Genomic DNA, 23,482 nt, shown 5'->3' with positions numbered 1-23,482 from the left:
TCAGGAATAGAGAGTGAGGGGAGAAACAAGATGCGCGACAGCGACAATCTGAAAGGGGGCTTTGACGGCACCCTGCCCATGGGGCAACAGCCGGCTTTGGTCGTTATCGATTTTCAACGCGGCTTTACCGAGCCTGGCTTGACGCCACTGGCCTCGAACTGCGACAGCCAGATCGAACAAACCAACACCCTGATTCGCGCCATGCGTGGCAAGGGTCGCGTTATTTTCACCATCATCGGCTACGAAGCCCATCTGGCCGACGCCAATCTGTGGCTGACCAAGGCCTCGTCCTTGCGCTGCCTGCTGCGTGGTTCGACTGCCTGTGAGCTGGACCCACGGCTGGACTACGACCCCGAACAAGACATCATCCTGTACAAGACCCAGGCTTCCGCCTTTTACGGCACGCCGCTGCCCGCCTTGCTGGCCCATCAGGGCTGCGACATGCTGATTGTGGCCGGTGCCACCACCAGCGGTTGCGTGCGTGCCAGCGTGGTGGACAGCTTGCAGTCGGGATTTGCCCCGTTCGTGGCTGAAGATGCGGTGGCTGACCGCTCGGCAGCCCAACATCGCAGCAATCTGATCGATATGGCCAGCAAGTACGCCGAAGTCCTGCCCTCGGCAGACTTGATCGCTCATCTACACACGCTTTAAACGCGCAACAAAAAAAGAAACCACAGGAGACTCTCATGAAAAAAGCCCTGACAGCGGCGATGGCCGCCTGCACCCTGGCGCTGGGCATCTCGCCCGCCCAAGCCCAAGAAGTTGAGCTGACTTTCTCAACCTATTTGCCCCCGGCCTACGAATACGCCTGGAAACCCATCGAGAACTTCGTTCAGACCGTGGAAAAAGAAAGCCAGGGTCGCATCAAGATCAACGTGTTCCACTCCGGTCAGCTGTTCGATGGCTACGAGGAGCTGCCAGCCTTGTCGCGCGGTGACGTGGATATCGTCAACATGACCAGCACGTACCCCAGCGGCACCGTGCCAGCGCTGAACATCTTTACCCTGCCATTCCTGTTTGACAGCACGGCCCACCTGAAGCGTGCCCTGGATCAAGGTCTGTTCAAGCTGGGTGCCGAGCAGGAACTGCGTGACACCCACGATGCCGTGGTGCTGGGCCTGGCCCCTTGGGACCCGTACGAGTTTTACAGCCGCAAGGCACCGATCAACTCGGCCGCGGACATCAAGGGCAAAGTCTGGGCATCGACCAGCTCCATGGACGCACGCGCCCTGCAACTGCTGGGGGGCTCACCTACCGGCATGCCGTCTTCCGAGCTGTACCTGGCCTTTGACCGTGGCGTGATCGACGCCACCCCACGTCCCTTGCTAACCGGCATTGGCCGCAACCTGTATGAAGTGGCCAAGTACCTGTCCATCGCCAACTTCGGTATCGATGTGTCCGTGCTGACCATCAACCGCAAAAAGTGGGAATCCCTGCCACCTGATCTGCAAGAAATCATCAGCAAGGCCGCCCACCAGCGCGACGAAGAACAGTTTGAGCGCGTGAACGCCTTTGTAGGCCAGGCCCTGCAACGCTACGAGCAAGCCGGTGTGACCATCAATCGTGTTGAGCCCGCTCAACTGGCCGAAATGCGTCAGCAAACCCAAGCCGCCATTGATGAATGGAGCAAGCAGGTTGAAAACGGTCCCGCTTATCTGGAACTGATCGAAAAAACCCGCCAGCCCTGATCACGCGTGACTGCGCGCCGGACCACCAGCCGGCGCGCATCCCTCGTGTGGAGACACCATGAATCCACTTATTCATTTTCTGGGCGCATTTGCGCGCGGTAGCAACCGGCTCGCCATTCTGGTGGCCGAAGTTGCACTAGCCGCTCTGATGATTGCCTGCACCTACGGCGTCATTGCACGCTACGTCTTTAATAGCCCCAGCATCTACATCACCGAAGTGTGCGTGTACTTACTGCTGGTCTGCTCCTGGCTGTCCATCGGCTGGGTTCACCTGGAAAACCGCCACGTCAGCGTGGAAGCCTTCCACATGCGCTTCTCGCCACGCGGCCAGCGCCTGGCCACCTGCATTTCGCAGCTGTGCATCTTGTTCTTCTGCCTGGTGCTGCTGTGGGCGGGTATTTCCGTGGTGGAAACCGCGATTGCCCGTAACTACCGCTCGGCCTCCATGCTGCGTTTCCCCCTGTGGATTGCCTACGGCATGATCCCATTGGGTGGCACCTTGCTGGGCCTGGCTGCTCTGCGCCAGCTGTTCATCCCGAACAGTGTGGAATCCAACGACAGCATCAAGGAGTTCTGACATGGATTCCATGCTCATTTTCAGCCTGATGATGGCCTGCTTTGCCATCCTGATGGTTATCGGCACCCCCATTTTTGCCGCACTGGGTGTCGCCAGTGTTTCCGGCATTCTGATGAAATCCGGCCTGGGCGGCCTGGACGTCATTCCCGCCACCTTGCACCGCGGCATGGCCAGCTATTCCCTGATCGCCATTCCGCTGTTCATTCTGATGGGTGAGGTCATCGCCCGCACCAGTATCGGCGGCAAGTTGTATCAGCTGTTCTATCTGTGGCTGAACCGCCTGCCCGGTGGTTTGGCTGTAGCCAGTGTGGGCAGCTCGGCCGTTTTCGGTGCCATGAGCGGGGTCAGCGTGGCGGGTGCCGCCACGATTGGTCGCTTTGCCATTCCAGAAATGCTCAAGCGTGGTTACTCGCCCAGCCTGTCTGGCGGCACGATTGCTGCGGCCGGTGCCCTGGCTTTGCTGATTCCACCCAGCATTGGCTTTGTGCTGTATGGCGAAATGGCTGACCAATCCATCGGCAAGCTGTTCATTGGTGCCTTGCTACCCGCCTTGATGGTCACCGTCATGATGGTGATCTATGTCGCTCTGGTTGCGATATTCAAACCAAAGTCCGCACCGCGCAATTCGGAAGTCGTTACCTGGGCACAGAAACTGGCCGCCCTGAAAGACATCTGGGCCGCTTCCTTGCTGATTCTGCTGGTGCTGGGCACGATCTATCTGGGTATTGCTACTCCGACAGAAGCGGCCGGCATTGGTGCTGCAGGGGCATTCATCATTGCCATTGCCTACAAGGAAATGAACTGGCGCACGGCCTTGCAGATTCTGCGCTCCACCGCCGTCACCAGTGGCATGATTTTGCTGATTCTGGCCGCCGCGCTGCTGTTTGGCTACATCATGACGCGTCTGATGATTCCGCAAAAGCTGGTCACGCTGATTACGGCTTCGTCTCAACCGGCGTGGGTCATTCTGATATTCGTTCTACTATTTCTTATTGTGATCGGCATGTTCCTGGATATTGTTTCTCTTATCCTGATCACCACACCTGTTTTACTGCCTGTTATTGTGGCGCTGGGCTACGATCCATTATGGTTTGGCATTGTGATGATTATTGCCTGCGAAATGGCCGTCATTACGCCGCCGGTGGGTTTGAACCTGTATGTGATCAAGGGCATTGCCCCACAAATATCGCTACAGCAGATTACACGCGGGGCTCTGCCCTTTGTGGCACTGGAAATTTTGGCGATTGTGATTTTGACAATCTTCCCCGAAATCATTCTTTGGTTACCCAGAACGCTTTAAAAAATAAAACCCGCTTCATGCGGGTTTTTTTATTTTCCATCCACGTTTTTTACGATGGCAGCATAATATTTGATTGCTTTTCTACTTTCTTTTTCTATCCCAGAATCAATAACTGGAGGAAACAGAAATGGATAAGAACAGCTTTACCGAACCCCCGCTCAAAGGCATCAAAGTCCTGGAGCTGGGTTCCTTGATTGCCGGCCCCTATGCCGGTAGCCTGCTGGCCCAATTCGGGGCCGATGTCATCAAGATCGAACCGCCTGGCAAGGGCGACCCGCTACGCCGCTGGCGGCAGTTGCACAAGGACACCTCCCTGTGGTGGCGCGTACAAAGTCGCAACAAGCGCTCCATTGCGCTGGATCTGCGCCAGCCCGAGGGCCAGGAAATTGCCCGTGAACTGGCCTTGCAAAGCGACATCGTCATTGAAAATTTCCGCCCCGGCGTGCTTGAACGCTGGGGCCTGGGCTGGGAAACGCTGCACGCACTGAACCCACGCCTGATCATGGTGCGCGTCTCCGGTTATGGACAGGACGGCCCCTATCACCGTCGCCCCGGCTTTGCCGCCATCGCGGAATGTATGGGTGGCCTGCGTTATGGCACCGGCTATCCGGATAGGCCCCCTGTACGAGCCGGTGTCAGCCTGGGCGATACGCTGGCTTCGCTGTACGGCACGATTGGCGCGCTGCTGGCCATGCACCATCTACGTCAGGAAGGCGGGCAGGGGCAGATGATTGATGTGGCCTTGTATGAATCTGTCTTTGCCATCATGGAAAGCCTGATTCCAGACTATCAACTGAACGGTCATCAGCGCGAACGTACCGGGGCCAGCCTGCCCGGCATCGCCCCCTCCAACACCTATCCCACCGGCGACGGCAAATGGGTAGTGATTGCCGCCAATAGTGACGCCATTTTCATCCGTCTGATGCAGGCCATGAACCGTCCTGATCTGGCCAGCGATCCGCACCTGTCCGACAACGCCGGACGGGTGGAACACAGCGCCATGCTGGACCAGACGATTGGCGACTGGACAGGGGCCCGCAGCCTGGAAGAGGTGTTGAGCGTGCTGGATCAGGCTGAAGTCCCCAGCGGCAGCATCTACACCGCCGCCGACATTCTTGATGACCCGCATTACCAGGCCCGCGGCATGCTGGAGAAACACACCTTGGAGGACGGCCAGGAACTGACCATACCCGGCATCGTCCCCAAGCTAAGCCGCAGTCCCGGTGCCACCCAATGGTTGGGGCCGGAGTTGGGTGAACACACAGACAGCATCCTGCAAGAACTGGGCATGAGCCCGGAGCGCCGCCAAGCTCTGCGTGAACAAGGAATCGTGGAATGAGTACCGTGTTATTAACTGATGTCACCTTGCGTGACGGCCTGCAAATTGTGCCACGCTGGGTGCCTACGCCGGACAAGCTGCGTATCGCGCAAGCACTGCCTCGATGCGGCGTGCGCAAGATAGAGCTGACGTCCTTTACCTCGCCCAAAGCCATCCCATCCCTGGCGGATGCCGACGAGCTGGCTAGCCTGACCGCGCGCGCGCCCCAAGTCTGCTACACCGCCCTGGTTCCCAATCTGCGCGGTGCACAGCGTGCTTTAGCGGCCAATATGGACGAGCTGAACTTTGTATTTTCGGCCTCTGAAGCGCATAACCTGGCCAATCTGCGCATGAACATTGCGCAATCACTGGCCCAGCTGGAGCAAGTGCTGGAAGCGGCGGGCAAAACGCCAGTCAACGTGTCCCTGTCCACCGCTTTTGGCTGCCCCTTTACCGGCGCCGTCGCCCCCGCGCACGTGATTGCACTGATGCAACAAGTGCAACGCATGGGAGCCAGCTCCGTCAGCCTGTGCGATACCACCGGCATGGGCTCGCCCGCCGATGTGGAACGTCTGACCCAGGCTGCCTTGAGCTTGTATGGTGAACAAGGCGTCACCGCCCATTTCCATGACACCCGCGGGCTGGCCCTGGCCAATGCCTGGGCCGCGTATCGCGAAGGAGGGCGTCGGTTTGACGCAGCCTTGGCCGGTTTGGGCGGTTGCCCTTACGCCCCCGGTGCCAGCGGCAATGCCAGCCTGGAAGATCTGGCCCATATGTTCCAAATCAGCGGTGTGGAAACAGGCTTGAGTCTGGAAGCGCTCCAGCCCTTGGCCGAAGAAATCGCAGCCCTGACGCAAGAGCCCGTTCAAAGTCGCCTGCACAAAGCAGGACCAGCCTACGCCTTGAAGGTGTGCCAACCATGAGCACGGCCCGCACCCTTTTTCAAAAGCTCTGGGATGCACATCGCGTTGCGACGGTAGACGATGAGCATGATCTGATCTACATAGACCGCCAGTTGTTGTACGAAGTCACCAGTCCGCAAGCCTTCGAGAGTTTGCGCTTGGCCGGACGCCAAGTGCGTCGCCCGGAAACTGCGCTGACCACGGTGGACCACAACGTGCCCACGCACCGCCGCAATCAGCGTCTGGAAGACCCGTTGGCGCAGGCACAGATCGACCAGATGGAGATCAATAGCCGGGAGTTTGGCCTGCGCTACTTTGGCCTGGATGACGAGCGCCAGGGCATCATCCACGTGATCGGACCCGAGCAGGGCATGACCTTGCCCGGCTCCAGCATCGTGGCAGGAGATTCCCATACCAGCACGCATGGTGCGTTTGCGGCCTTGGCCTTTGGCATTGGCACCTCCGAAGTGGAGCATGTTCTGGCCACGCAATGCTTGGCCGCAAAACGCATGCGCAGCCTGCAGGTCGATGTGCAAGGTGAATTGCCTGCCACCAGCACCGCCAAGGATCTGGTCCTGCACATCATTGCCCGCATGGGTGCGGATGGAGGACGGGACTGTGCCATCGAATTTACCGGCCCCGCCATCCGTGCCTTGTCCATGGAAGGGCGCATGACCTTGTGCAATATGGCGATCGAAGCGGGGGCCCGTATTGGTCTGGTCGCTGTGGACGACAAGACCCTGGACTATGTGCGCGGCCGCCCCTTGGCACCAAAAGGAGAGGCATGGGACAAGGCAGAGCAGTACTGGCGCACGCTGATCAGCGATGAAGGCTGCCAATACGATCAGCATTTGCTGATCGACGCCACGCAGGTTGCCCCCACAGTCACTTGGGGCACATCGCCCGATATGGCGGCGGCCATCGACCAGCTTGTACCTGATCCATTAGCCGCTGCCACGGGCAAACAAGCTGATGCCCAACGCGCCTTGAACTATATGGCTTTGCAGGCCGGGCAGCCGTTGGCAGGCATCACCGTAGACCGGGTGTTCATCGGTTCCTGTACCAATGCGCGTATTGAGGACCTGCGCAGCGCCGCTGCCATGGTCAAAGGCAAACGCGTAGCCAGCACAGTGCTGCAAGCTTTGGTCGTACCCGGCTCGGGTCTGGTACGCCGTCAGGCCGAGCAGGAAGGCCTGGACCAGATATTCACGCAAGCCGGCTTTGAATGGCGCGAGCCGGGCTGCTCCATGTGCCTGGGCATGAACGAAGACCGCCTGAACCCGGGCGAGCGCTGCGCCTCCACTTCCAACCGCAATTTCGAAGGCCGGCAGGGCGCCTTGGGACGTACACACCTGATGAGCCCCGCCATGGCTGCTGCCGCTGCAATTGCGGGCCATCTTGTCGATATCCGTAACTGGGACGCCGCATGAACACACCTTTTACTTCCGTGCGCTCGCGCCTGATTGCGCTGGACCGTGCCAATGTAGACACCGACGCTATCTTGCCCAAGCAGTACATGACATCCTTGTCGCGCACTGGCTTTGGACAATATGCCTTCGACAACTGGCGGTACGCGGACATTGGCTACCCCGGCAAACCACTGGACGAGCGTGAACCCATCAACAGTTTCTGCCTGCATCAGCCGCACGCCCAGGGAGCCCGGATTCTGCTCGGACGCGAGAACTTCGGCTGCGGGTCCAGCCGCGAACACGCAGTTTGGGCACTGAAGGATTTGGGTATTTCGGTGCTGATCGCCACTTCATTTGCAGACATCTTTCGCAATAACTGCTTTAAAAACGGTCTGTTGCCATTACAACTCAACACCGACCAGGTAGATGCCCTGTTTGTCACCGCCACCAATCATCCCTGGGCTGAATGGATGGTCGATCTGGAGGCGGGCATGTTGATCGGCCCCGATCAGCGCATTCACTTCCAGATAGAACCGGAACGCCGACGCCGTTTGCTGCTAGCGCTGGATGACGTCAGCGTGACGGAGCAAAAGATGGAAACTATTCGGGCTTACGAACAGCAGCGCAAGAAGCAGGAGCCTTGGCTATTTAATTGAGCGGAGCAGATGGCTGCAAAGGAGGGCTTTTGCAGGGCCTGTTCATATGTGCGCGCAGGCCCTGTTTGTTTATTGTTTTGACGTCCAAGGCTGCGAGTTGCTCGGCCAGGCTCGCCAGGAACCTTTGACCTGCTGTGGCCCGTTTTCCTAGACCCCAGCCGCCGCCCGCATCTTGCGTTGTGAAGCCGGTGCCAAACCTTCCGCTTCCCGGTACTTCGCCACCGTACGGCGCGCCAAAGTCAGGCCCTGAGCCTGCAAGAGATCGGTAATCTGCTGATCCGACAAAGGCTTGGCTGGCGACTCGTCACGAATCATCTGTGCGATCTGTGCCCGTACCGAAGCCGCCGACAGATCAGCCTTGCCATCAGCACTGGCCAAGGCCACGGTAAAGAACTGTTTAAGCTCCATCACTCCATGCGGTGTTTGCATGTACTTTTGCCGCGTTGCACGAGAAATCGTGGACTCGTGCAAATCCAGCTCGGCTGCCAGATCGGCCAATTGCATGGGTTTGAGCGCCGACACACCTTGCGTGAAGAAGTCCTGCTGCATCTGCACAATCGCTTGGGCCACCCGCAAAATCGTCACGAAACGGCTGTTAACGCTGCGCAGCAAGCCAGTCGCTTTTTGGCGCTCTGCCAGCAAGGCAGGGTGCGCTTCAATTTCGTAATCGTGCAGATTCACCAATTGCAGGCGTGGCACAGCCAGGGGATTCAAGGCCGCCTGCCAATTGTCCTTGCCGCGAATCAACAGCACATCGGGTACCACATAAGCCGAGACGTCCTGCGTCCAGGCCCGCCCCGGCTTGGGGTCCAGCTTCAAGACCAGATGATGGGCGCGCTCGACCAGCTCGGCCGAATAGCGACCGGCACAACGCTGACGCAACTGACTGGGAGAGGCCAGAATGCCGACATGCTCGCGCACCAGATAGCGGGCGCAATCGAGCAAGGCGGGTTCCAATTGCTGAGCCTGTTGCATCAGTTGCAAGTCCAGGCACTCGGCCAGATCCCGCGCACCGACACCGGCCGGGTCCAGGGACTGCACCTGGGCCAGCGCACAGCGCAAATCACTTTCATCAATATCCAGCTCGTCGGGCAGGCAGTCCAGCACCTCTTCCAGCGAGACGGGCAGGTAGCCGTTATCGTCCAGCTCATCGATCAATAACTGGGCCAAAGCGCGGTCACGGTCGCTCAAACGCAACAGTCCCAGCTGCTCGCTTAAATAAGCAGCCAGGTCCTGGGCAATGGCCGATTCGGGAGTCCAGTCAGGGTCGTCCGAATCTCCCTGATGTTTGGGAAACTCAAGGCTCGCCCACGAGGATTCCGCCTCGCCCGAAGCGGCTTCGGGCAATGGCTCGGCGGCGACATCCGTCTGCACGTCCAGACGTTCCAGCAAGGGGTTATCCAGCAAAGCTTGAGCCAACTCCTGCTCCAGCTCGGCCCCCGATAGCTGCAACACTTTAATAGACTGTTGCAATTGCGGCGTCAAAACCAGCGTTTGCTGCTGGCGTAAATCTAGTGACTGACGCGTAAGCATAGGTACAATCGTTTCCATGAAAACTGACAACGCCCAGACACCCACCGCCAACGATAGTCAGGCTCTGCGCAGCACACTGTTCAAGCTGTGCGCCACGGCCACTATTATCTGCACCGTAGTCACTATCGTGGTCGCCATTATCTGGTGGGACCTGCTCAACCGTCTTATCAGCTTTGGGCGTGGCCTGGATTACTCCGGCCTGCAGGCCTTGAGCATTCAAAACCTGGCGCTGATCAAGCAGTACAACCCGTTTTTCTGGTGGACGGTAGTGGGCGTCATAACCCTCATTATTGCCTATCTTTTGTATGGCTTCGTACAAGGGGTCATGCGACGCAACCAGCAACGCATTATCGACGAGTCCACGGTGGCTCAACTGGCCCGATCACTCAGCCGTCCGGCCCGTGAAGTGATTTTGTGGTGCTGGCCCGACCAGCGCAGCCCGTTGACTGTGGGCGATTTACAACGAGCCCATAGCGAGTTGCGCTCCGGACGTTTTAGCAAAATCGAACTGGCCGAGCAGCAAAGCCGCCTGCTGCAAGCCGACTACGAACGTCACGAGCCACAAGCCTAAAGCTTGCCTTCCTGTTTTTTTTGTGTTTGACTAACGGTCATGACTCACGCACGCCAATTCTCCTACGCCTGCCAAGGTTTCAGCCCCGCCGCTGAAGCAGCCTTGTCGCGTTCCGTGCGTGAAGGCCGTTCTTCGGCCCCTGCCTCCAGCCTATCCCAGCTGCTACTACTAGCGTCCGGTTGCCGGGCCTAGTGTCCCGTGGCAGTTCGGCAGCCAATACTCAGCCACATCTACGTCATTTGTGCCGCCACCGGCCTACGTAAATGCTGCAATCGCTGGTGACGGCAAGAAGTAATCAACACTTTTTGTCCGACAGGTATCCCCATGGCAATGCTGAAAAACCCCTCTCAAAAGTATCGTCCTTTTGTCGCCTTTGATCGCGACTTCGCTGAACGCACCTGGCCTTCCAAGCGCATTACCAAAGCGCCCATCTGGATGAGCACGGACTTGCGTGACGGCAATCAGTCCCTGATCGAGCCCATGAACGTGGCTCGCAAACTGCGCTTTTTCGAGCAACTCGTCAAAATCGGTTTCAAGGAAATCGAGGTCGGTTTCCCATCCGCATCGCAGACCGACTTCGATTTCGTTCGCAAGCTGATCGACGAAAACCGCATTCCTGAAGATGTCACCATCATCGTCCTGACGCAGTCGCGCGAAGACCTGATCAAGCGCACGGCTGAAGCGGCTGCCGGTGCCAAACGCGCCATCATTCACTTGTACAACGCTTGTGCCCCCGCCTTTCGCAAGATTGTTTTCAACTTGAGCAAGGACGAGATCAAGGAAATTGCCTTGACCGGTACACGCCTGGTCAAGAACGAAGTGGCCAAGTATCCGCAAACCCAATGGGGTTACGAATACTCGCCCGAAGTGTTCAGCACTACCGAGCCCGAATTTGCTCTGGAGGTGTGCAACGCCGTCGTGAAAGCCTGGGGTCCAGCCGCCGACGAACGTGTCATCCTGAACTTGCCCGCTACGATTGAGGCCACCACGCCCAATATGTACGCCGACCAGATCGAATGGATGCACAACAATCTGGAACAGCGCAACAACGTCACCTTGAGCGTGCACCCGCACAACGACCGTGGCACTGCGGTCGCTGCCGCTGAACTGGCTGTGATGGCTGGCGCGGACCGTATCGAAGGCTGCTTGTTCGGTAGCGGCGAGCGCACCGGCAACGTTTGCCTGGTGACCTTGGCCCTGAACTTGTACACCCAGGGCGTGGACCCTGAACTGGACTTCTCGGACATCGACGAAGTGCGTCGCACCGCCGAGTACTGCAACCAGTTGCCCGTGCACCCACGCCACCCTTACGCAGGCGACCTGGTCTTTACCGCGTTCTCCGGCTCCCACCAGGACGCCATCAAGAAAGGTTTGGCCCAGCAAAAAGCCGACGAAATCTGGGAAGTCCCTTACCTGCCTATCGACCCGGCCGATCTGGGCCGCAGCTACGATGCGGTGATCCGCGTCAACAGCCAGTCGGGCAAGGGCGGTGTGTCCTACTTGCTGGAACAAGAGCACGGTCTGGTCTTGCCACGCCGCATGCAAATCGAATTCAGCCGCGCCATTCAGCGCGTCACCGACTCTTCCGGCAAGGAAGTGACGCCTGCAGATGTGTACGGCATTTTCGAATCTGAATACCTGAACTGCAAGAAGCACTACAAGCTGCTCAAGCACAACATCATCAGCCAGCCTCACGCCGACAGCGGCCAGCAATTCACGATTGAAGTGGATGTGGAGCACGACGGCCAGGTTCGCACCCTGAAGGGTTCGGGCGAAGGTGCGATCTCTGCTTTTGTGAATGCCTTGGATCTGTCTATCAAGATCATGGACTACAACGAGCACGCCATCGGTTCCGGTGCTGAAACCCGCGCTGCCGCTTACGTGGAAATGCGTATCGGCGACAGCCCATCGGGCTTTGGTGTGGGCATCCACGCCGACATCGTGACTTCCTCCTTCCTGGCGATCTTGAGTGCGGTTAACCGCCACACCATCGCCCAGCAAGAAGCTGAAGCCACCACGGCTTAATACCGTCTTCATGTCGCGACTTGGGTGGTGATCCCACCCAAGCGCCCGCCCGGTTCACCATAACCGCGCCTGACCCGCTTTCGCAGCCCGGCTTATCGTCGCTCTGCCCGCAACCCGCCCACAAGGCGGGTTTTTCGTGGGCGGGCCATTAGATTGTGGCCCCCCGCCGTAGGTAAACCGGACTGGGCCAGGTCGGACTGGACCTGGTCAGTTGGAATAGCCCGGTTGGTTCGGCTGTTCGGCTGTTCGGCTGTTCGGCTGTTCGGCTGTTCGGCTGTTCGGCTGTTCGGCACCAGAGCGTAAAGCCAATGCTCGCGGCACAGTACAGATGGCTGTGCCAATATGCCTCTAAACGGCCAATCTCACCACACGGAGCTTGCCCCCTGTTTAGCCGCAATCCACTTGAAGACGGCTGAAGTCTTTGGCGCGCAGCTTGTCCTCCTCAATAAAGGCCATCAAGCGGGCACCATCCTGCCAGCACCAGTTCAACTCATCATGGGACTGCAAGGTCAGCAGTGAACGCCATGGCGACTGACTGGGATACTCGTCCTGCGTTGGCGTAGGGTCATAGCCCAGGCTGTCCCAAGAGGGGCGACCCAGCAGATAGTCGCGCGGCAAGTCGCCGCTTTCTTCCAGCTCCTCAAACCAGTCATACAGCTCGTCCATATCCACTGGCCAATCCTTGCGCAGCTCTTCATGGCGAGGAATATCAATGCAGTTTTCGAACAGCACTTCCCGACTTGCTGTACCCCAGTCATGAGGGGCCTGAAGCTCGTGAAAATCAGTGGTGTCCGGCCAGTAAAAAGCCTTCAGATAGTCCTCATCGCGCCAGAAAATGGCGTCTTCCTGATCCATACCGTAAAACAGCGACAGCAGCCCGCTCGTGGGCAAATTCGCTGGGCGATCCGGTCCTTCCGGCAGCTCCGCAAAATTGATCTGGCCGACAAATAAATACTCACCGTCCGGATGCTCGGGCCAAGTAAAGCCTGGAGGAACCATAGGTTGGCCACCAAAGCGGCTTTGCAAAGGCTGACCCTGGTCTTTCCCCAAACGGATGGCAACCGCCGGTTGCGCCAGGTCCAGGAAATACTGTTTATGCGCTTGCAGCGCAGGCGAGGCATCAAGGTACTTTTCTAGCGTGTTCAGATCCATGGCGCTGGGAAGGAAGAAGTTGAAGATGGTGCAGGCAAGGATAAGGGTGTCACAGCACACACGGCAACCCTTGCCGAAGAATCAGAAAGAAAAAAAACCGGCCCAAGAGCCGGTTTTTGTTTGCCTTGCCGCAGATCAGTACGTGACCGCCAAACCCGGCAAATCCACAGTAACTTGCATGGAGCCCACCGCTTGCAAGCAATGGCGTGCAAATTCCTGGGCGCGCTCATCATCTTGCGACAGCAGCGTGTAACCCAGGGCATCGGCCACGCCCATAATCTTGTCCAGCAACAGCACTTTGCCGCTGGCCCGCAGGGGTTCACAGCCAAGCTCTTGCCAGGTGCGATCAAACCAGTCACGCGATTGCTTGCCGCTGTCCGCGTCAATGGTTTGTATAGGAGTGACCAGCTCTATGTGCTGGCGAGGACTAAAGATCACAAGCACCATAGCGCTCATAGACGATCTCCGAAAAAAATAGATCAACTTTGGAGCTTAAGCAAAGAAGGCCTGCCAAATTGTCGGCAGGCCGACATTCCAGGGACTACCAGGAGCTATCAGCCGGTTCCCACATCACCGGCACGCCAGTGTTATTCGCCTGGCGCAACATATCCAGCAAAGGATAGGCGCGTTGGCTGAAACTCACGGCCTGTGAAATCGGGTGTTCCTTTTCATCGTCTTCGTCCTCGTGGGGCGAATGCTTGTTTTCCCGGTCCTGCCCGATCGCTCGCTCAATATTGCCAATAGCTTCGGACAGTTGCTCTGCCGTGAACACGCCACGCTCGGGCAAACCATCAGGATAGGAACGCCCCGCGGCCCGGAGAATAGGCATGGCATGTTCAGAGAACATCAGAACATCGGCGGCGGCTTTGCTTTTAAAGACGACTAGCATACGGTTTCTCCTTATGGATCTTTGTGTTTCCGATTCGACTTTCAGGATACACACCCCTGCAAGATAGCAGGATTTTCCCCGTCTTGGAGAGTCCTTCATGCCTGCCGCGTTTCTGCCATGGTTAATCTTGCTCTTGACCACCTTGCCGTCCCTGGTCTGGTCACAAAGCTCGCTTGAATGTCCATTGCCTCCATCTTCCACCCGCTGCGCACCAGCGGCCGCCTTGGGAGAACAGGCCGAGCCCGCAACGGATATGGGTTTGCTCAATCCCGTGGATTTGCTCAGCGGACAAAAATACCAAAGTGATACAGACCTGCCGCTAAGCCAGGCCTGGCCTTTGCTGCAATTACAGCGTCATTGGAATGGGCAGGGGCAAAACCCCACACCGACACTTGGGCAAACTGGCTGGGCCTTGAATTACGACCTGCAATTGCGGCAGCAAGGCCATGCCTTGTTCATGCCGGATGGAAGACAAACGCGCTTGTACCCACCTGCACAGCGGCAAAGTTCGGGCTGGTTCTGGCAAGGGCCGAATGGTTTGATTCTGCGGTTTGATGAGCAGGGCTGGTTAATCCATGCGCGTATATCTACTCAGCAGTGGCTGGATATAGAACGTTTTGCAGGTACGCATCCACAGGCGTATGCGGTTAACACTGTGCGTAATCATTTGGGCCAAGCGCTGGTGTTTGACTGGGAAAGCCAAGCGCAAAAGACGGTGTCGCTACCAGGGCTAGAACAGAGCAAAGAACCAGGACAAAACCAAACTCAAATTCAGGCTTCAGGACAGGTTCTATCCCAAACTAAAACCAGTTCCCTGACCCATGTCACAAGGGCGGTAAGGGCAGCGGGAACGGCCGCAGTAGCAGCAGCGACGACGGAGGCAACTACGGCTACGGCTACGGCTACGGCTACGGCTACGGCTACGGCTACGGCTATCAATATTAAAACCCCGGCCGGGCCGTTTCGCTTGCTTCTGGAACAGCAGGATCAACAAATCTGGCTGGCCAGCGTCAGCCGTCCGGACGGCATGCAACGTCTCTATCATCCAGCCCCCACACCTTGGTCGCACCGTTTGGGTGGCAGCAGCCTGCAAGCACCGGGGCAAGCCCCTCAGCCAATCCAACAATGGGAGTACGACGCCCAAGGCCGAGTCAATAGGTTGATCTCCCACGCCTTCAAGCAAGACTGGACGGCACGCTATGAGCCGGGTCTGAGCGAATGGTCCATAGGTACGGAGCGACATCGCTTCCATTACCGAGACTATCAAGGCCTGCAGCGGCTACAAAAACTGGAAAGTCGTTTGTGTAGGGACTGCCCGGTCCACAGCACGGAATGGCAATATGACCCGCAAGGGCGCTGGTTGCAGGCCGGACCTTGGACAGCGCAACGCCGGGCAAATGGAACGCTCTCTCGACTGGAGAAAAGGCAGGGCGACTGGGGAGCATTACGTTTGGAGCTGAATGAAAAAGGGCGCTTGCAAAGTTGGGCAACCAGCCAGCATGGAAGCGAAACACGGCGCTGGAACCCGAATGGCAAACTGACGCACCTCGAATATGCCGAAGGAGGCGCGCTCCAAATTCAGTACGACCAACAGGGACGCCTGAGCAGTCTTGAACATCAGCAAGGTCAGGACACTGAACGCAGTGAGCTGGACTGGCTCGGGCCTGGCGCGCTGCGCATTCTTCATCCCACAGAAACGCAATGGCTCAAATTGCGGGCCGGTTTACTACAAGAGCGCCGTTTGGAACGCCGCCATAGTCCCGGCCAACGCTGGACCGAGCGCTTTGAGTACGACGAGCAGCGCAAGCTGACGCGGCACACCCTGCCGGAAGGTGGCCAGCTACGCTATCACTGGGACAAAAGCGGACGATTGCTGTCTCTGGAGTGGATCAAGCAAACCGGGCAAAGCCAGACCGTGATCCACGCACAAGAGGTGGGCTATGCCTGGGGCAATGGCCTTCAACTGATCAGCCATGCGAACAGCACCGGGCAGGCGGTGGATTTGATGCTTTTGCAGCCGGATGGCAAACCTGCCTGGACACAAGCCCGCCGTCTGGATGCCCAAGGCAGGGTGCTGGAGGATCGTCATGAATACCCGCTGCTACAGCAAACCCGTCATTGGCTGTTGCACTACGACGCCCAAAGCCGGCTCATCGCTTTCCGCCAGGACCAGACAGAACCCGAACAGTGGCTGGCCTGGAGCCACAACGGTGAACTGGCTGCACGCCACCCGAGGCCAACCGCCTCCATTCAGCGTTCATCCTCCGGCACGGCGAAAGCCGTCGGAAACCTGAATCTGGACTACGGCCCCAACCGTCGCTTGAAGCGTGTGCAAACAGCAAGCTCCACACTGGTCGAATACCGGCACGATGCCTTTGGCCAACGCATCTGGCGCAAGCAAGGCAATCAGGAGCGTGCCTTCTTCTTTCACGGCCAGCAATTAATGGCTGAGCTGGATTTACCAGCTACACCCGGCCAGCTCATCTCCCGGCGCTATCTGTATGCCGGGCTGACACCAATAGGCATGATTGTTTATCAGCCAGACGGACAAGGGCAGCTGTATTACCTGCATAGTGATTTGATGGGAGCTGTGCGGCTGATTAGCGATCAGCAAACCCAGCCGGTTTGGGCTGCCGACCTGAACCCTTTAGGACAGGCCGAACCTTTGCTTGAAACCCTGGAATTCAATCTACGTCTGCCGGGGCAGTACGCGGAATCGGCTACCGGCTGGCACGACAATCTCTTGCGTACCTATCTACCCGATCACGGACAGTATCTGGAAGCGGACCCGTTGGGGCCCTGGCCACAAACCCAGGCCGTGGGTTACGCACAGCAACAGCCTTTGCGTCATATTGATCCCACCGGCCTGCTCCTGTTCGCCTTTGATGGCACACGACAGGCTCCTATTACCAATAGCAATGTGTGGAAACTGTCGCAGTTGTATCAGGATGGGGCGGTGCATTATGCCGCAGGGCCGGGTGATCCAGTCACCCTGAACTGGGATGCACTGACTGCTTGGCGAGCAGGGCAGATTCTGGAGTCGCAATGGAACAATTTTCTGAATCGCATGCAGGAACAAGGCCCGGCTCCTAACGCTGTACCCGTGGACTTGCTGGGTTTCTCTCGGGGAGCGGCACTGGCACGAGACTTTTCCAATCGAATTCTGGACCACGTGCAGCAGGGCTGGTTTGTGCTGAATGATCCGCAGCGCGGCGCCATCCGTGCCTGCATCACGCCCCGTTTTTTAGGGCTGTTCGACACCGTGGCCCAGTTCGGGCTGGGAGGCGGCAGCAACTCCCAATACCGCCTGGGTGTGTCTGACGCCTGGAGCTGGGTTGCTCATGCCGTCGCCATGCATGAACACCGCGCCTACTTCCCTTTAAGCGCCCTGGCAGAGGCCATGAATACCGTGGAAATGCCTTTTATCGGCGCGCACAGCCAAATTGGCGGCGGTGTGCTGCCTGATGAAGACGAAGAAACCATCAGCGATCTGGATAAGGTAGCGCTGGCCTGGATGCATTGGCAGGCCAGGGCGACGGGCCTGACGCTGGCGGAACTGGCGCACACAGACCTTAGCGTCCTTCACCCTGTATTACTGGACATGCGCCTGCCTGGGCTGCGACTGACTAAAGGCAGTTTGCGGGGTGTGGACTATCACGGAGCGGGTCGAAACCTGATGTATCAGGACCTGCATCCACGTCTGGGGCAGGCTACCCAACAATCCATTGAAACCGTGATCAAACGCCATAACAGCTGGCGCATCCGTCCCGGAAATCAAGTGGGTTGGGTAGACATGGACGCTTACGATACGTGGTTACATAACCACCTGGGATGGGAGCGACAGGCTTCTTGAAAAGAATTTGGCGTCAAATCACGCTATCATGTGGGGCTATCCGGCGGGCCAATGTCGCGCCTTCCATCTGGGGCGTGTTCCACACGCCGCAGTTGTCTTTCTACCAATCCAGACCTTTCCTATGCTTGCTGAGCAACAATCTCAATTAATCGCCTGCCTCCAGGCTGCCGTCCGTGCCATCTTGCCCCAGGCTGAACCCAACATCACGCTGGAGCGCCCCAAAGTGGCTGCGCACGGTGATGCTGCCTGCAATATTGCCATGCAACTGGCCAAACCAGCCGGTCGCAACCCGCGCGAGCTGGCTCAGCAAATCGTCGATACCCTCCTGGCGGATCCGAACGCCGCCGCTTTGCTGGCAGGCGCGGAAATTGCCGGTCCGGGCTTTATCAACTTTCGTCTGTCCACCGCCACGCACCAGGCTGTCCTGAAGACCATTGCTGAACAGGGCGATAACTTCGGTCACCTTGCTCCTACTCAGGAAAAGCTGATGGTGGAGTTCGTGTCGGCCAACCCGACCGGCCCCTTGCACGTGGGCCACGCCCGCCAAGCCGCGCTGGGCGACTCGCTGTGCCGCGTATTCAGCTCCCAAGGCTACGACGTAACCCGCGAGTTCTACTACAACGACGCCGGTAACCAGATCGACAACCTGACCACCAGCGTGCATGCCCGTGCCCGTGGCATCGAGCCCGACAGCGAGCAATTCCCTGCTGACGGCTACAAAGGCGACTACATCCTGGACATCGCCCGCGACTATCTGGCCGGCGCAACCGTTCAGGCTGCCGATGGTGCTTCCGTCACCGCCAGTGGTGATCTGGACAATCTGGAAGACATTCGCCGCTTTGCCGTGGCCTATCTGCGCCGCGAGCAGGATCTGGACTTGCAAGCCTTCGGCCTGAAGTTCGACAACTTTTACCTGGAAAGCTCGCTGTATACCTCCGGCAAGGTTGAAAAAACCGTGCAGGCCCTGATCGACGCCGGTCACACCTATGAGCTGGACGGCGCGCTGTGGCTGCGCACCACGGAACTGGGCACAGGCGACGACAAAGACCGCGTAATGCGCAAATCCGAAGGCGGTTACACCTACTTCGTGCCGGACGTGGCCTACCACGTGGCCAAGTGGGAACGCGGTTTCCACCACGCCATCAATATTCAAGGCTCCGACCACCACGGCACCATTGCCCGTGTACGCGCTGGCCTGCAAGGTCTGGGTCTGGGTATCCCCAAGGAATTCCCGGCCTACATCCTGCACAAGATGGTCAAAGTCATGCGCAATGGCCAGGAAGTGAAAATTTCCAAGCGCGCAGGCAGCTACGTCACCTTGCGTGACCTGATCGAATGGGTAGGCCAGGACGCCGTGCGCTTCTTCCTGATCCAGCGCCGTGCCGACTCCGAATTTGTATTCGATATCGATCTGGCCCTGTCCAAGAGCGAAGAAAACCCGGTTTACTACATCCAGTACGCCCATGCCCGTATCAACTCCGTGTTGAACCAGTCGGCAGAACTGCTGGATCAGGTTCCTCAGGCCGACATCACGCCTTTGACCGCCCCCACCGAAATCGCCCTGCTGCAACGCCTGTCCGAATACCCCAATGTGCTGGCCCAATCCGCTCGCGAATTGGCTCCTCACCACATTGCCTTCTGGCTGCGCGACTGCGCGGCGGACTTCCACTCCTGGTACAACGCCGAGCGCGTGTCAGTAGACGCCACCACCTTGCGTCTGGCCCGTCTGCGTCTGGCCCAGGCCTGCGCCCAAGTCATTCGCAATGGTCTGAACCTGCTGGGTGTGTCCGCACCCGAACGTATGTAAACCCATAGGCAGATATGGCAAGAGCACGTAAAAAATCCAGTAGTTCCGGCGGTACGTATACCGGCATTCTGATTGGCCTGATTCTGGGTCTGGGCGCGGCGGTCGCCGTTGCCCTGTTTGTCACCAAAGTGCCCATGCCCTTTGTGGACAAGGCCAGCCGGGACAAACCTACCGTTGCCTTGCCTGAAGGGCGAGACTTGCTGGACCCGAACCGGGACCTGTATGGCAGCTCCAGTGGACAAACTCCTCCGCCGGGCGACACCATTCCCGGTTTGACCTTGCCCCCCGTGAATTTGCCCAGCATCCCGTCCAAGCCTGCTGCACCGGACGCCTTGGGTGATCTGATCGCCACCTTGCCCGCCATGGGTACGGAACCAGCTCGCCAGCCAGAGACCCGCAATACCGCTCCTGCGGTAACGCCTCCGGCCACAACGCCTGCCGCTCCAAGCACCCCGGCACCGGCCACCAGCAAACCCGCCACACCAGCTCCGGCTGCGCCCCCGGCGGCGACCAAGCCAGCCACCACCTCCACCCCCTACTACCTGCAAGCAGGCGCATTTCGCAACAATGCGGACGCCGAAGCCATGAAGGCCCGCTTGTTGATGCTAGGCTTTGACGCTTCAGTGCAAAGTGCACAGGTCAATGGCAGCACGGTGAACCGGGTACGCATGGGCCCCTTCAAGGGCATAGACGAAATGAACCGGGCACGCAGCCGTCTGGCCGAGGAAAAAATTGATACTTCGGTGGTCCGGCCCTAAGCAATTTGTGCCAAAGGCAGCCCCAAGGTGAACTTTTCCGCCATTGCACAGGTCATAGACCTCATCTTCCCCATTAAGGAAATTGATTCATGAAGCTGAACGCATTGTTTGTACGATCCCTGGTCGGTGCCAGTCTCTTGGCTGGGGCGACCTTGTTGCCCGCCACCAGCGCGCTGGCTCAACAAGCCGACCAAGGCTACGTTACCCTGCCTGCGGCTCAGCCCTCGGACAGCGTCGGTAAAACCGAAGTGCTGGAGTTCTTCTCCTACAGCTGCCCACACTGCGCCATCCTGGAACCCAAGGTCGAAGCCTGGTCCAAGACCCTGCCAGACAACGTCGTACTGCGCCGTGTGCCTGTTGCCTTCAATGCCGGCATGACTGATCTGCAAAAGCTGTACTACACCCTGGAAGCCATGGACCGTCTGGACCTGCATCCCAAGGTGTTTGAAGCCATCCACCAGAAACGTGAGCGCATTTTTGATGCCAAGACCATCACGGCCTGGGCAGCCGCACAAGGCGTAGACAAGGCTCGCTTCGAGCAGACCTTCAACTCCTTTGGTGTGCAGACCAAGGCCAATAAAGCCAACGAACTGTCCAACACCTACCAGATCCAGGGCACACCTAGCCTGGCCGTGGGCGGCAAGTTTGTGACTTCACCTGCACTGGCCAATGGTTACGACGAAAGCATCACCAAAGCTCAAGAGCTGGTGAAGATGGTCACTAATCGCTAATTAGCGATCTGGCAGAGCCATACCGCCAAGGGCCCTCAAGACTGGATTCGTTCCGGTTTTGAGGGCCCTTGGCGTTTCCGCTTGCGGTTCCCAGGCATAAACCTCAACCTCGCCCGATCAAGCGCGTAGTCGTCTCCAGAGCATCGCCAGAACACCGCTCAACAAGGCCAGGATCGCCGCCGTTAACACAGCAGCCAGCAAACCACTTTGCGCAATCATCGCTCCACCCAGAATCGCCCCAAAACCGGTTCCCGCATTGGCTGCCGCCACATTCAAGGTTCCTGCCAGGGCTTCAGCCTGCGGCGCAGTCTGCATGACTCGTACCTGACACACCGGAAACAGCGCGGTATACGCTAGCCCCCACAAGGCCAAGGCAGGTACCCAAAGATACAAGGACGAAGCCCCCATCACCGCGAGACTCATCGCCACGCCCAACAAGACGACAAACAAAGCCGTACTGCGCAAGGCACTCCGATCCACCAGACGTCCGCCCCAGTAATTGCCCACCAGCCCTATCGCGCCAAAGCCCATCAAGCACCAACCCACCCAAGCGGCAGGCACCTGCATGACACGCTCCAGCACCTCGGCCAGATAGGTATAGGCGGTAAACATGGCGGTAAAGACCAATACCGACAAGGCAATATGTGCCATGACTCGGCTATCGCGCAGCAAGCGGGCTTGTTCAGCCAAACGCACGCGTGCCGTTCCCGGTACTGCTGGCATCCACGCGGCCAGTAACAAGGCCATCAACAAGGACAAGGCCGCCAACATCCAGAACGCTCCCCGCCAGCCCATTGTGTCAGCGGCCAGCGTTCCTAAAGGAATGCCAAACAGCAGGGCGGCTGAAATGCCCAAATACACTTTGGAGACGGCTCGCCCCGCGGCTTCCGGTCCCGCCAGACGGCCCGCTGTTTCACTGGCCATGCCCCAGAATACGGGCAAGGCCATGGCTGGCAAAAACCGCGCCAAAGCCAGAACCCAGATATTGGGGGCCACAGCGGCCAAAGCGTTCGCTGCCGCAAAGAGCAGCAAGATACTGATAAACAAGGGTTTGCGCGCCACATGCGCCAACAGGGCCGTCAGGGGCGGCCCAAACAGCATCACGGTAAAGCCAAACAGGGTCAGCAACTGCCCTGCCAGGGAGATTGAGATTCCCAAATCTCGGGACAAGGCGGGCAACAGGCCAACAATCAAATATTCGGTGGTGACAATAACAAAGGCGGCTGCAGCCAGAATCACGACTGCCAAGGCACTGCCTGCATGGGCAGGCCGGCTTGAGTGGACCAGGGTAGACATCTTCAACTTCCAGCAATCAAGGAAACCCCAGTCTATTCAAGACTATAGATCCTATCTCTGGTAAATTTTCCTCCTATTAATGACAAATATTCCAGAATAGATTCGCCATGATCCCATCCGAACGACTGAAAGGCATCGCCGCTTTTGTCGCCAGCGTTGATGCCGGCAGTTTTACCGCCGCCGGGCAGGCGCTGAACTTGAGCGGTTCAGCCATCAGCAAAAGCGTGGCTCGTCTGGAAGAGCGCCTGGGTGCACGCCTGCTGGAGCGTAGTACCCGGCGCTTGGCGCTGACCGATGCCGGTACGGCGTTCTATCACAGTTGCGTACGCGTTCTGTCTGAACTGGAACAGGCCGAGCAATCCTTGGCCTCTCGTCATGAGGCCCCGCTAGGCAAGCTGCGTATTGATGCCCCGGCCACATTCGGGCGCTTGAAGGTATGGCCCTTGTTGCTGCAGCTCCGACAGCAATACCCGCGTCTGGACATGCACCTGTCCTTGTCAGACCGCTTTGTGGATGTTGTGGAAGAAGGCATCGATCTGGCCGTGCGCATTGGTGGTCCGGCACCGGACTCACCCCACCTGGGCTATCAGCATCTAGGCCGCGAGCGCCTGATTTTCTGCGCCTCACCCACTTATTTGAACCGTGCAGGGGTCCCCTCAGCCTTAGCCGACCTGCAGCACCACGAAAAGGTTCTATATGGTCGGGCCGATGGCAGTACCGGCCCCTGGCGCATCCTGCATGACAACGGCCTGACAGAACGACAGGAACAAAGAGGGGGGTTGGTCGTAGGCAATGCCGAGGCCCAGATCATGGCTGTATTGGCACACGGCGGCATCGCTCAGCTAGCCACCTGGCTGGTGCAGGAGCATTTGGATAACGGTGAATTGATCGCCGTGCTGCCGCAACTCGATACCGAGGGGCTACCGCTGAGTCTGATCTGGCCCATAGGCCGACAGCTGCTGCCCAAAGTCAGTGCAAGCCTGGCTCATTTAAGCCAGGGTTTGTGCATTGCCTGAC

At 58.3% G+C, this 23,482-nt stretch carries 21 protein-coding genes; 16 read left to right on the top strand and 5 right to left on the bottom strand.

The genetic code is table 11. From position 1 onward, the window contains the following. The first annotated feature begins 30 nt into the window (after positions 1 to 30). From ACU6HM_RS15000 to leuD, 8 genes are all read left to right on the top strand, one after another. A complete protein-coding gene (locus tag ACU6HM_RS15000) occupies positions 31 to 651 on the top strand; it encodes an isochorismatase family protein (protein ID WP_009460255.1) in 621 nt (206 codons plus the stop codon). A 35-nt stretch (positions 652 to 686) separates the two neighbouring features. After that, the gene (locus ACU6HM_RS14995; protein ID WP_009460256.1) at positions 687 to 1,688 is read left to right on the top strand and encodes a TRAP transporter substrate-binding protein; all 1,002 of its coding nucleotides are present in this window, start codon (positions 687 to 689) and stop codon (positions 1,686 to 1,688) included. Between the two features lie 58 nt (positions 1,689 to 1,746). Further along, complete coding sequence (locus ACU6HM_RS14990) at positions 1,747 to 2,265, top strand: TRAP transporter small permease (RefSeq protein WP_250756457.1); 519 nt, start codon at positions 1,747 to 1,749, stop codon at positions 2,263 to 2,265. Between the two features lies 1 nt (position 2,266). After that, the gene (locus ACU6HM_RS14985) at positions 2,267 to 3,565 is read left to right on the top strand and encodes a TRAP transporter large permease (protein ID WP_021447114.1); all 1,299 of its coding nucleotides are present in this window, start codon (positions 2,267 to 2,269) and stop codon (positions 3,563 to 3,565) included. Positions 3,566 to 3,692: 127 nt separating this feature from the next. Then, positions 3,693 to 4,904, top strand: a complete 1,212-nt coding sequence (locus ACU6HM_RS14980) for a CaiB/BaiF CoA transferase family protein (protein WP_254500093.1) — start codon at positions 3,693 to 3,695, stop codon at positions 4,902 to 4,904. Next, on the top strand, positions 4,901 to 5,806 hold the full coding sequence (locus ACU6HM_RS14975) for a hydroxymethylglutaryl-CoA lyase (RefSeq protein ID WP_021447115.1): 906 nt from the start codon (positions 4,901 to 4,903) through the stop codon (positions 5,804 to 5,806). The genes ACU6HM_RS14980 and ACU6HM_RS14975 overlap by 4 nt, the downstream gene beginning before the upstream one ends. Then, complete coding sequence (gene leuC, locus ACU6HM_RS14970; RefSeq protein WP_446764005.1) at positions 5,803 to 7,215, top strand: 3-isopropylmalate dehydratase large subunit; 1,413 nt, start codon at positions 5,803 to 5,805, stop codon at positions 7,213 to 7,215. Before ACU6HM_RS14975 ends, leuC begins: the two co-directional genes overlap by 4 nt. After that, on the top strand, positions 7,212 to 7,850 hold the full coding sequence (leuD, locus tag ACU6HM_RS14965; RefSeq protein WP_250756455.1) for a 3-isopropylmalate dehydratase small subunit: 639 nt from the start codon (positions 7,212 to 7,214) through the stop codon (positions 7,848 to 7,850). The genes leuC and leuD overlap by 4 nt, the downstream gene beginning before the upstream one ends. A 147-nt stretch (positions 7,851 to 7,997) precedes the next feature. On the opposite strand, the gene rpoN is transcribed toward leuD, so the two are convergent. Next, positions 7,998 to 9,383: an RNA polymerase factor sigma-54 gene (gene rpoN, locus ACU6HM_RS14960; protein WP_009460262.1), complete on the bottom strand. Its 1,386-nt coding sequence runs from the start codon at positions 9,381 to 9,383 to the stop codon at positions 7,998 to 8,000. Between the two features lie 16 nt (positions 9,384 to 9,399). Between rpoN and ACU6HM_RS14955 the strand changes: the two genes are divergently transcribed. From ACU6HM_RS14955 to leuA, 3 genes are all read left to right on the top strand, one after another. Next, on the top strand, positions 9,400 to 9,954 hold the full coding sequence (locus ACU6HM_RS14955) for a hypothetical protein (RefSeq protein WP_009460264.1): 555 nt from the start codon (positions 9,400 to 9,402) through the stop codon (positions 9,952 to 9,954). 39 nt (positions 9,955 to 9,993) lie between these two features. Beyond that, entirely contained in the window at positions 9,994 to 10,146 is a 153-nt protein-coding gene (locus ACU6HM_RS14950) for a hypothetical protein (RefSeq protein WP_155624357.1), read from the top strand. Between the two features lie 138 nt (positions 10,147 to 10,284). After that, positions 10,285 to 11,979, top strand: coding sequence for a 2-isopropylmalate synthase (gene leuA / locus ACU6HM_RS14945; protein WP_031232806.1), 1,695 nt, complete (start codon positions 10,285 to 10,287; stop codon positions 11,977 to 11,979). Between the two features lie 387 nt (positions 11,980 to 12,366). On the opposite strand, the gene ACU6HM_RS14940 is transcribed toward leuA, so the two are convergent. From ACU6HM_RS14940 to ACU6HM_RS14930, 3 genes are all read right to left on the bottom strand, one after another. Then, positions 12,367 to 13,131 carry a YwqG family protein gene (locus tag ACU6HM_RS14940; protein WP_446764004.1) on the bottom strand — a complete coding sequence of 255 codons (765 nt, stop codon included), beginning with the start codon at positions 13,129 to 13,131 and terminating at the stop codon, positions 12,367 to 12,369. A 135-nt stretch (positions 13,132 to 13,266) separates the two neighbouring features. Next, the gene (locus tag ACU6HM_RS14935) at positions 13,267 to 13,587 is read right to left on the bottom strand and encodes a hypothetical protein (protein ID WP_009463574.1); all 321 of its coding nucleotides are present in this window, start codon (positions 13,585 to 13,587) and stop codon (positions 13,267 to 13,269) included. An 85-nt stretch (positions 13,588 to 13,672) separates the two neighbouring features. Next, on the bottom strand, positions 13,673 to 14,020 hold the full coding sequence (locus ACU6HM_RS14930) for a DUF1840 domain-containing protein (RefSeq protein WP_009463576.1): 348 nt from the start codon (positions 14,018 to 14,020) through the stop codon (positions 13,673 to 13,675). Between the two features lie 97 nt (positions 14,021 to 14,117). On the opposite strand from ACU6HM_RS14930, the gene ACU6HM_RS14925 reads away from it, so the two are divergent. The 4 genes from ACU6HM_RS14925 (at position 14,118) to ACU6HM_RS14910 (ending at position 21,169) form a co-directional block, all read left to right on the top strand. Further along, positions 14,118 to 17,873 (top strand): phospholipase effector Tle1 domain-containing protein, encoded by a 3,756-nt coding sequence (locus ACU6HM_RS14925; RefSeq protein ID WP_446764003.1) that lies wholly within the window; start codon positions 14,118 to 14,120, stop codon positions 17,871 to 17,873. A gap of 121 nt (positions 17,874 to 17,994) precedes the next feature. Beyond that, the gene (gene argS / locus ACU6HM_RS14920) at positions 17,995 to 19,680 is read left to right on the top strand and encodes an arginine--tRNA ligase (protein ID WP_446764002.1); all 1,686 of its coding nucleotides are present in this window, start codon (positions 17,995 to 17,997) and stop codon (positions 19,678 to 19,680) included. A 14-nt stretch (positions 19,681 to 19,694) separates the two neighbouring features. Continuing rightward, on the top strand, positions 19,695 to 20,438 hold the full coding sequence (locus tag ACU6HM_RS14915) for an SPOR domain-containing protein (protein ID WP_021447119.1): 744 nt from the start codon (positions 19,695 to 19,697) through the stop codon (positions 20,436 to 20,438). An 89-nt stretch (positions 20,439 to 20,527) separates the two neighbouring features. Then, entirely contained in the window at positions 20,528 to 21,169 is a 642-nt protein-coding gene (locus tag ACU6HM_RS14910; RefSeq protein ID WP_009463582.1) for a thiol:disulfide interchange protein DsbA/DsbL, read from the top strand. 117 nt (positions 21,170 to 21,286) lie between these two features. On the opposite strand, the gene ACU6HM_RS14905 is transcribed toward ACU6HM_RS14910, so the two are convergent. After that, positions 21,287 to 22,465 carry an MFS transporter gene (locus ACU6HM_RS14905; RefSeq protein WP_250756447.1) on the bottom strand — a complete coding sequence of 393 codons (1,179 nt, stop codon included), beginning with the start codon at positions 22,463 to 22,465 and terminating at the stop codon, positions 21,287 to 21,289. A 107-nt stretch (positions 22,466 to 22,572) separates the two neighbouring features. Between ACU6HM_RS14905 and ACU6HM_RS14900 the strand changes: the two genes are divergently transcribed. Then, the gene (locus ACU6HM_RS14900) at positions 22,573 to 23,481 is read left to right on the top strand and encodes a LysR family transcriptional regulator (protein WP_250756445.1); all 909 of its coding nucleotides are present in this window, start codon (positions 22,573 to 22,575) and stop codon (positions 23,479 to 23,481) included. Position 23,482: the final 1 nt, after the last annotated feature.

It is taken from the genome of Alcaligenes sp. RM2 (genome assembly GCF_052931795.1).
The sequence above is the reverse complement of the archived record's forward strand: the minus strand, read 5'-3'. Positions and strand labels throughout refer to the sequence as shown.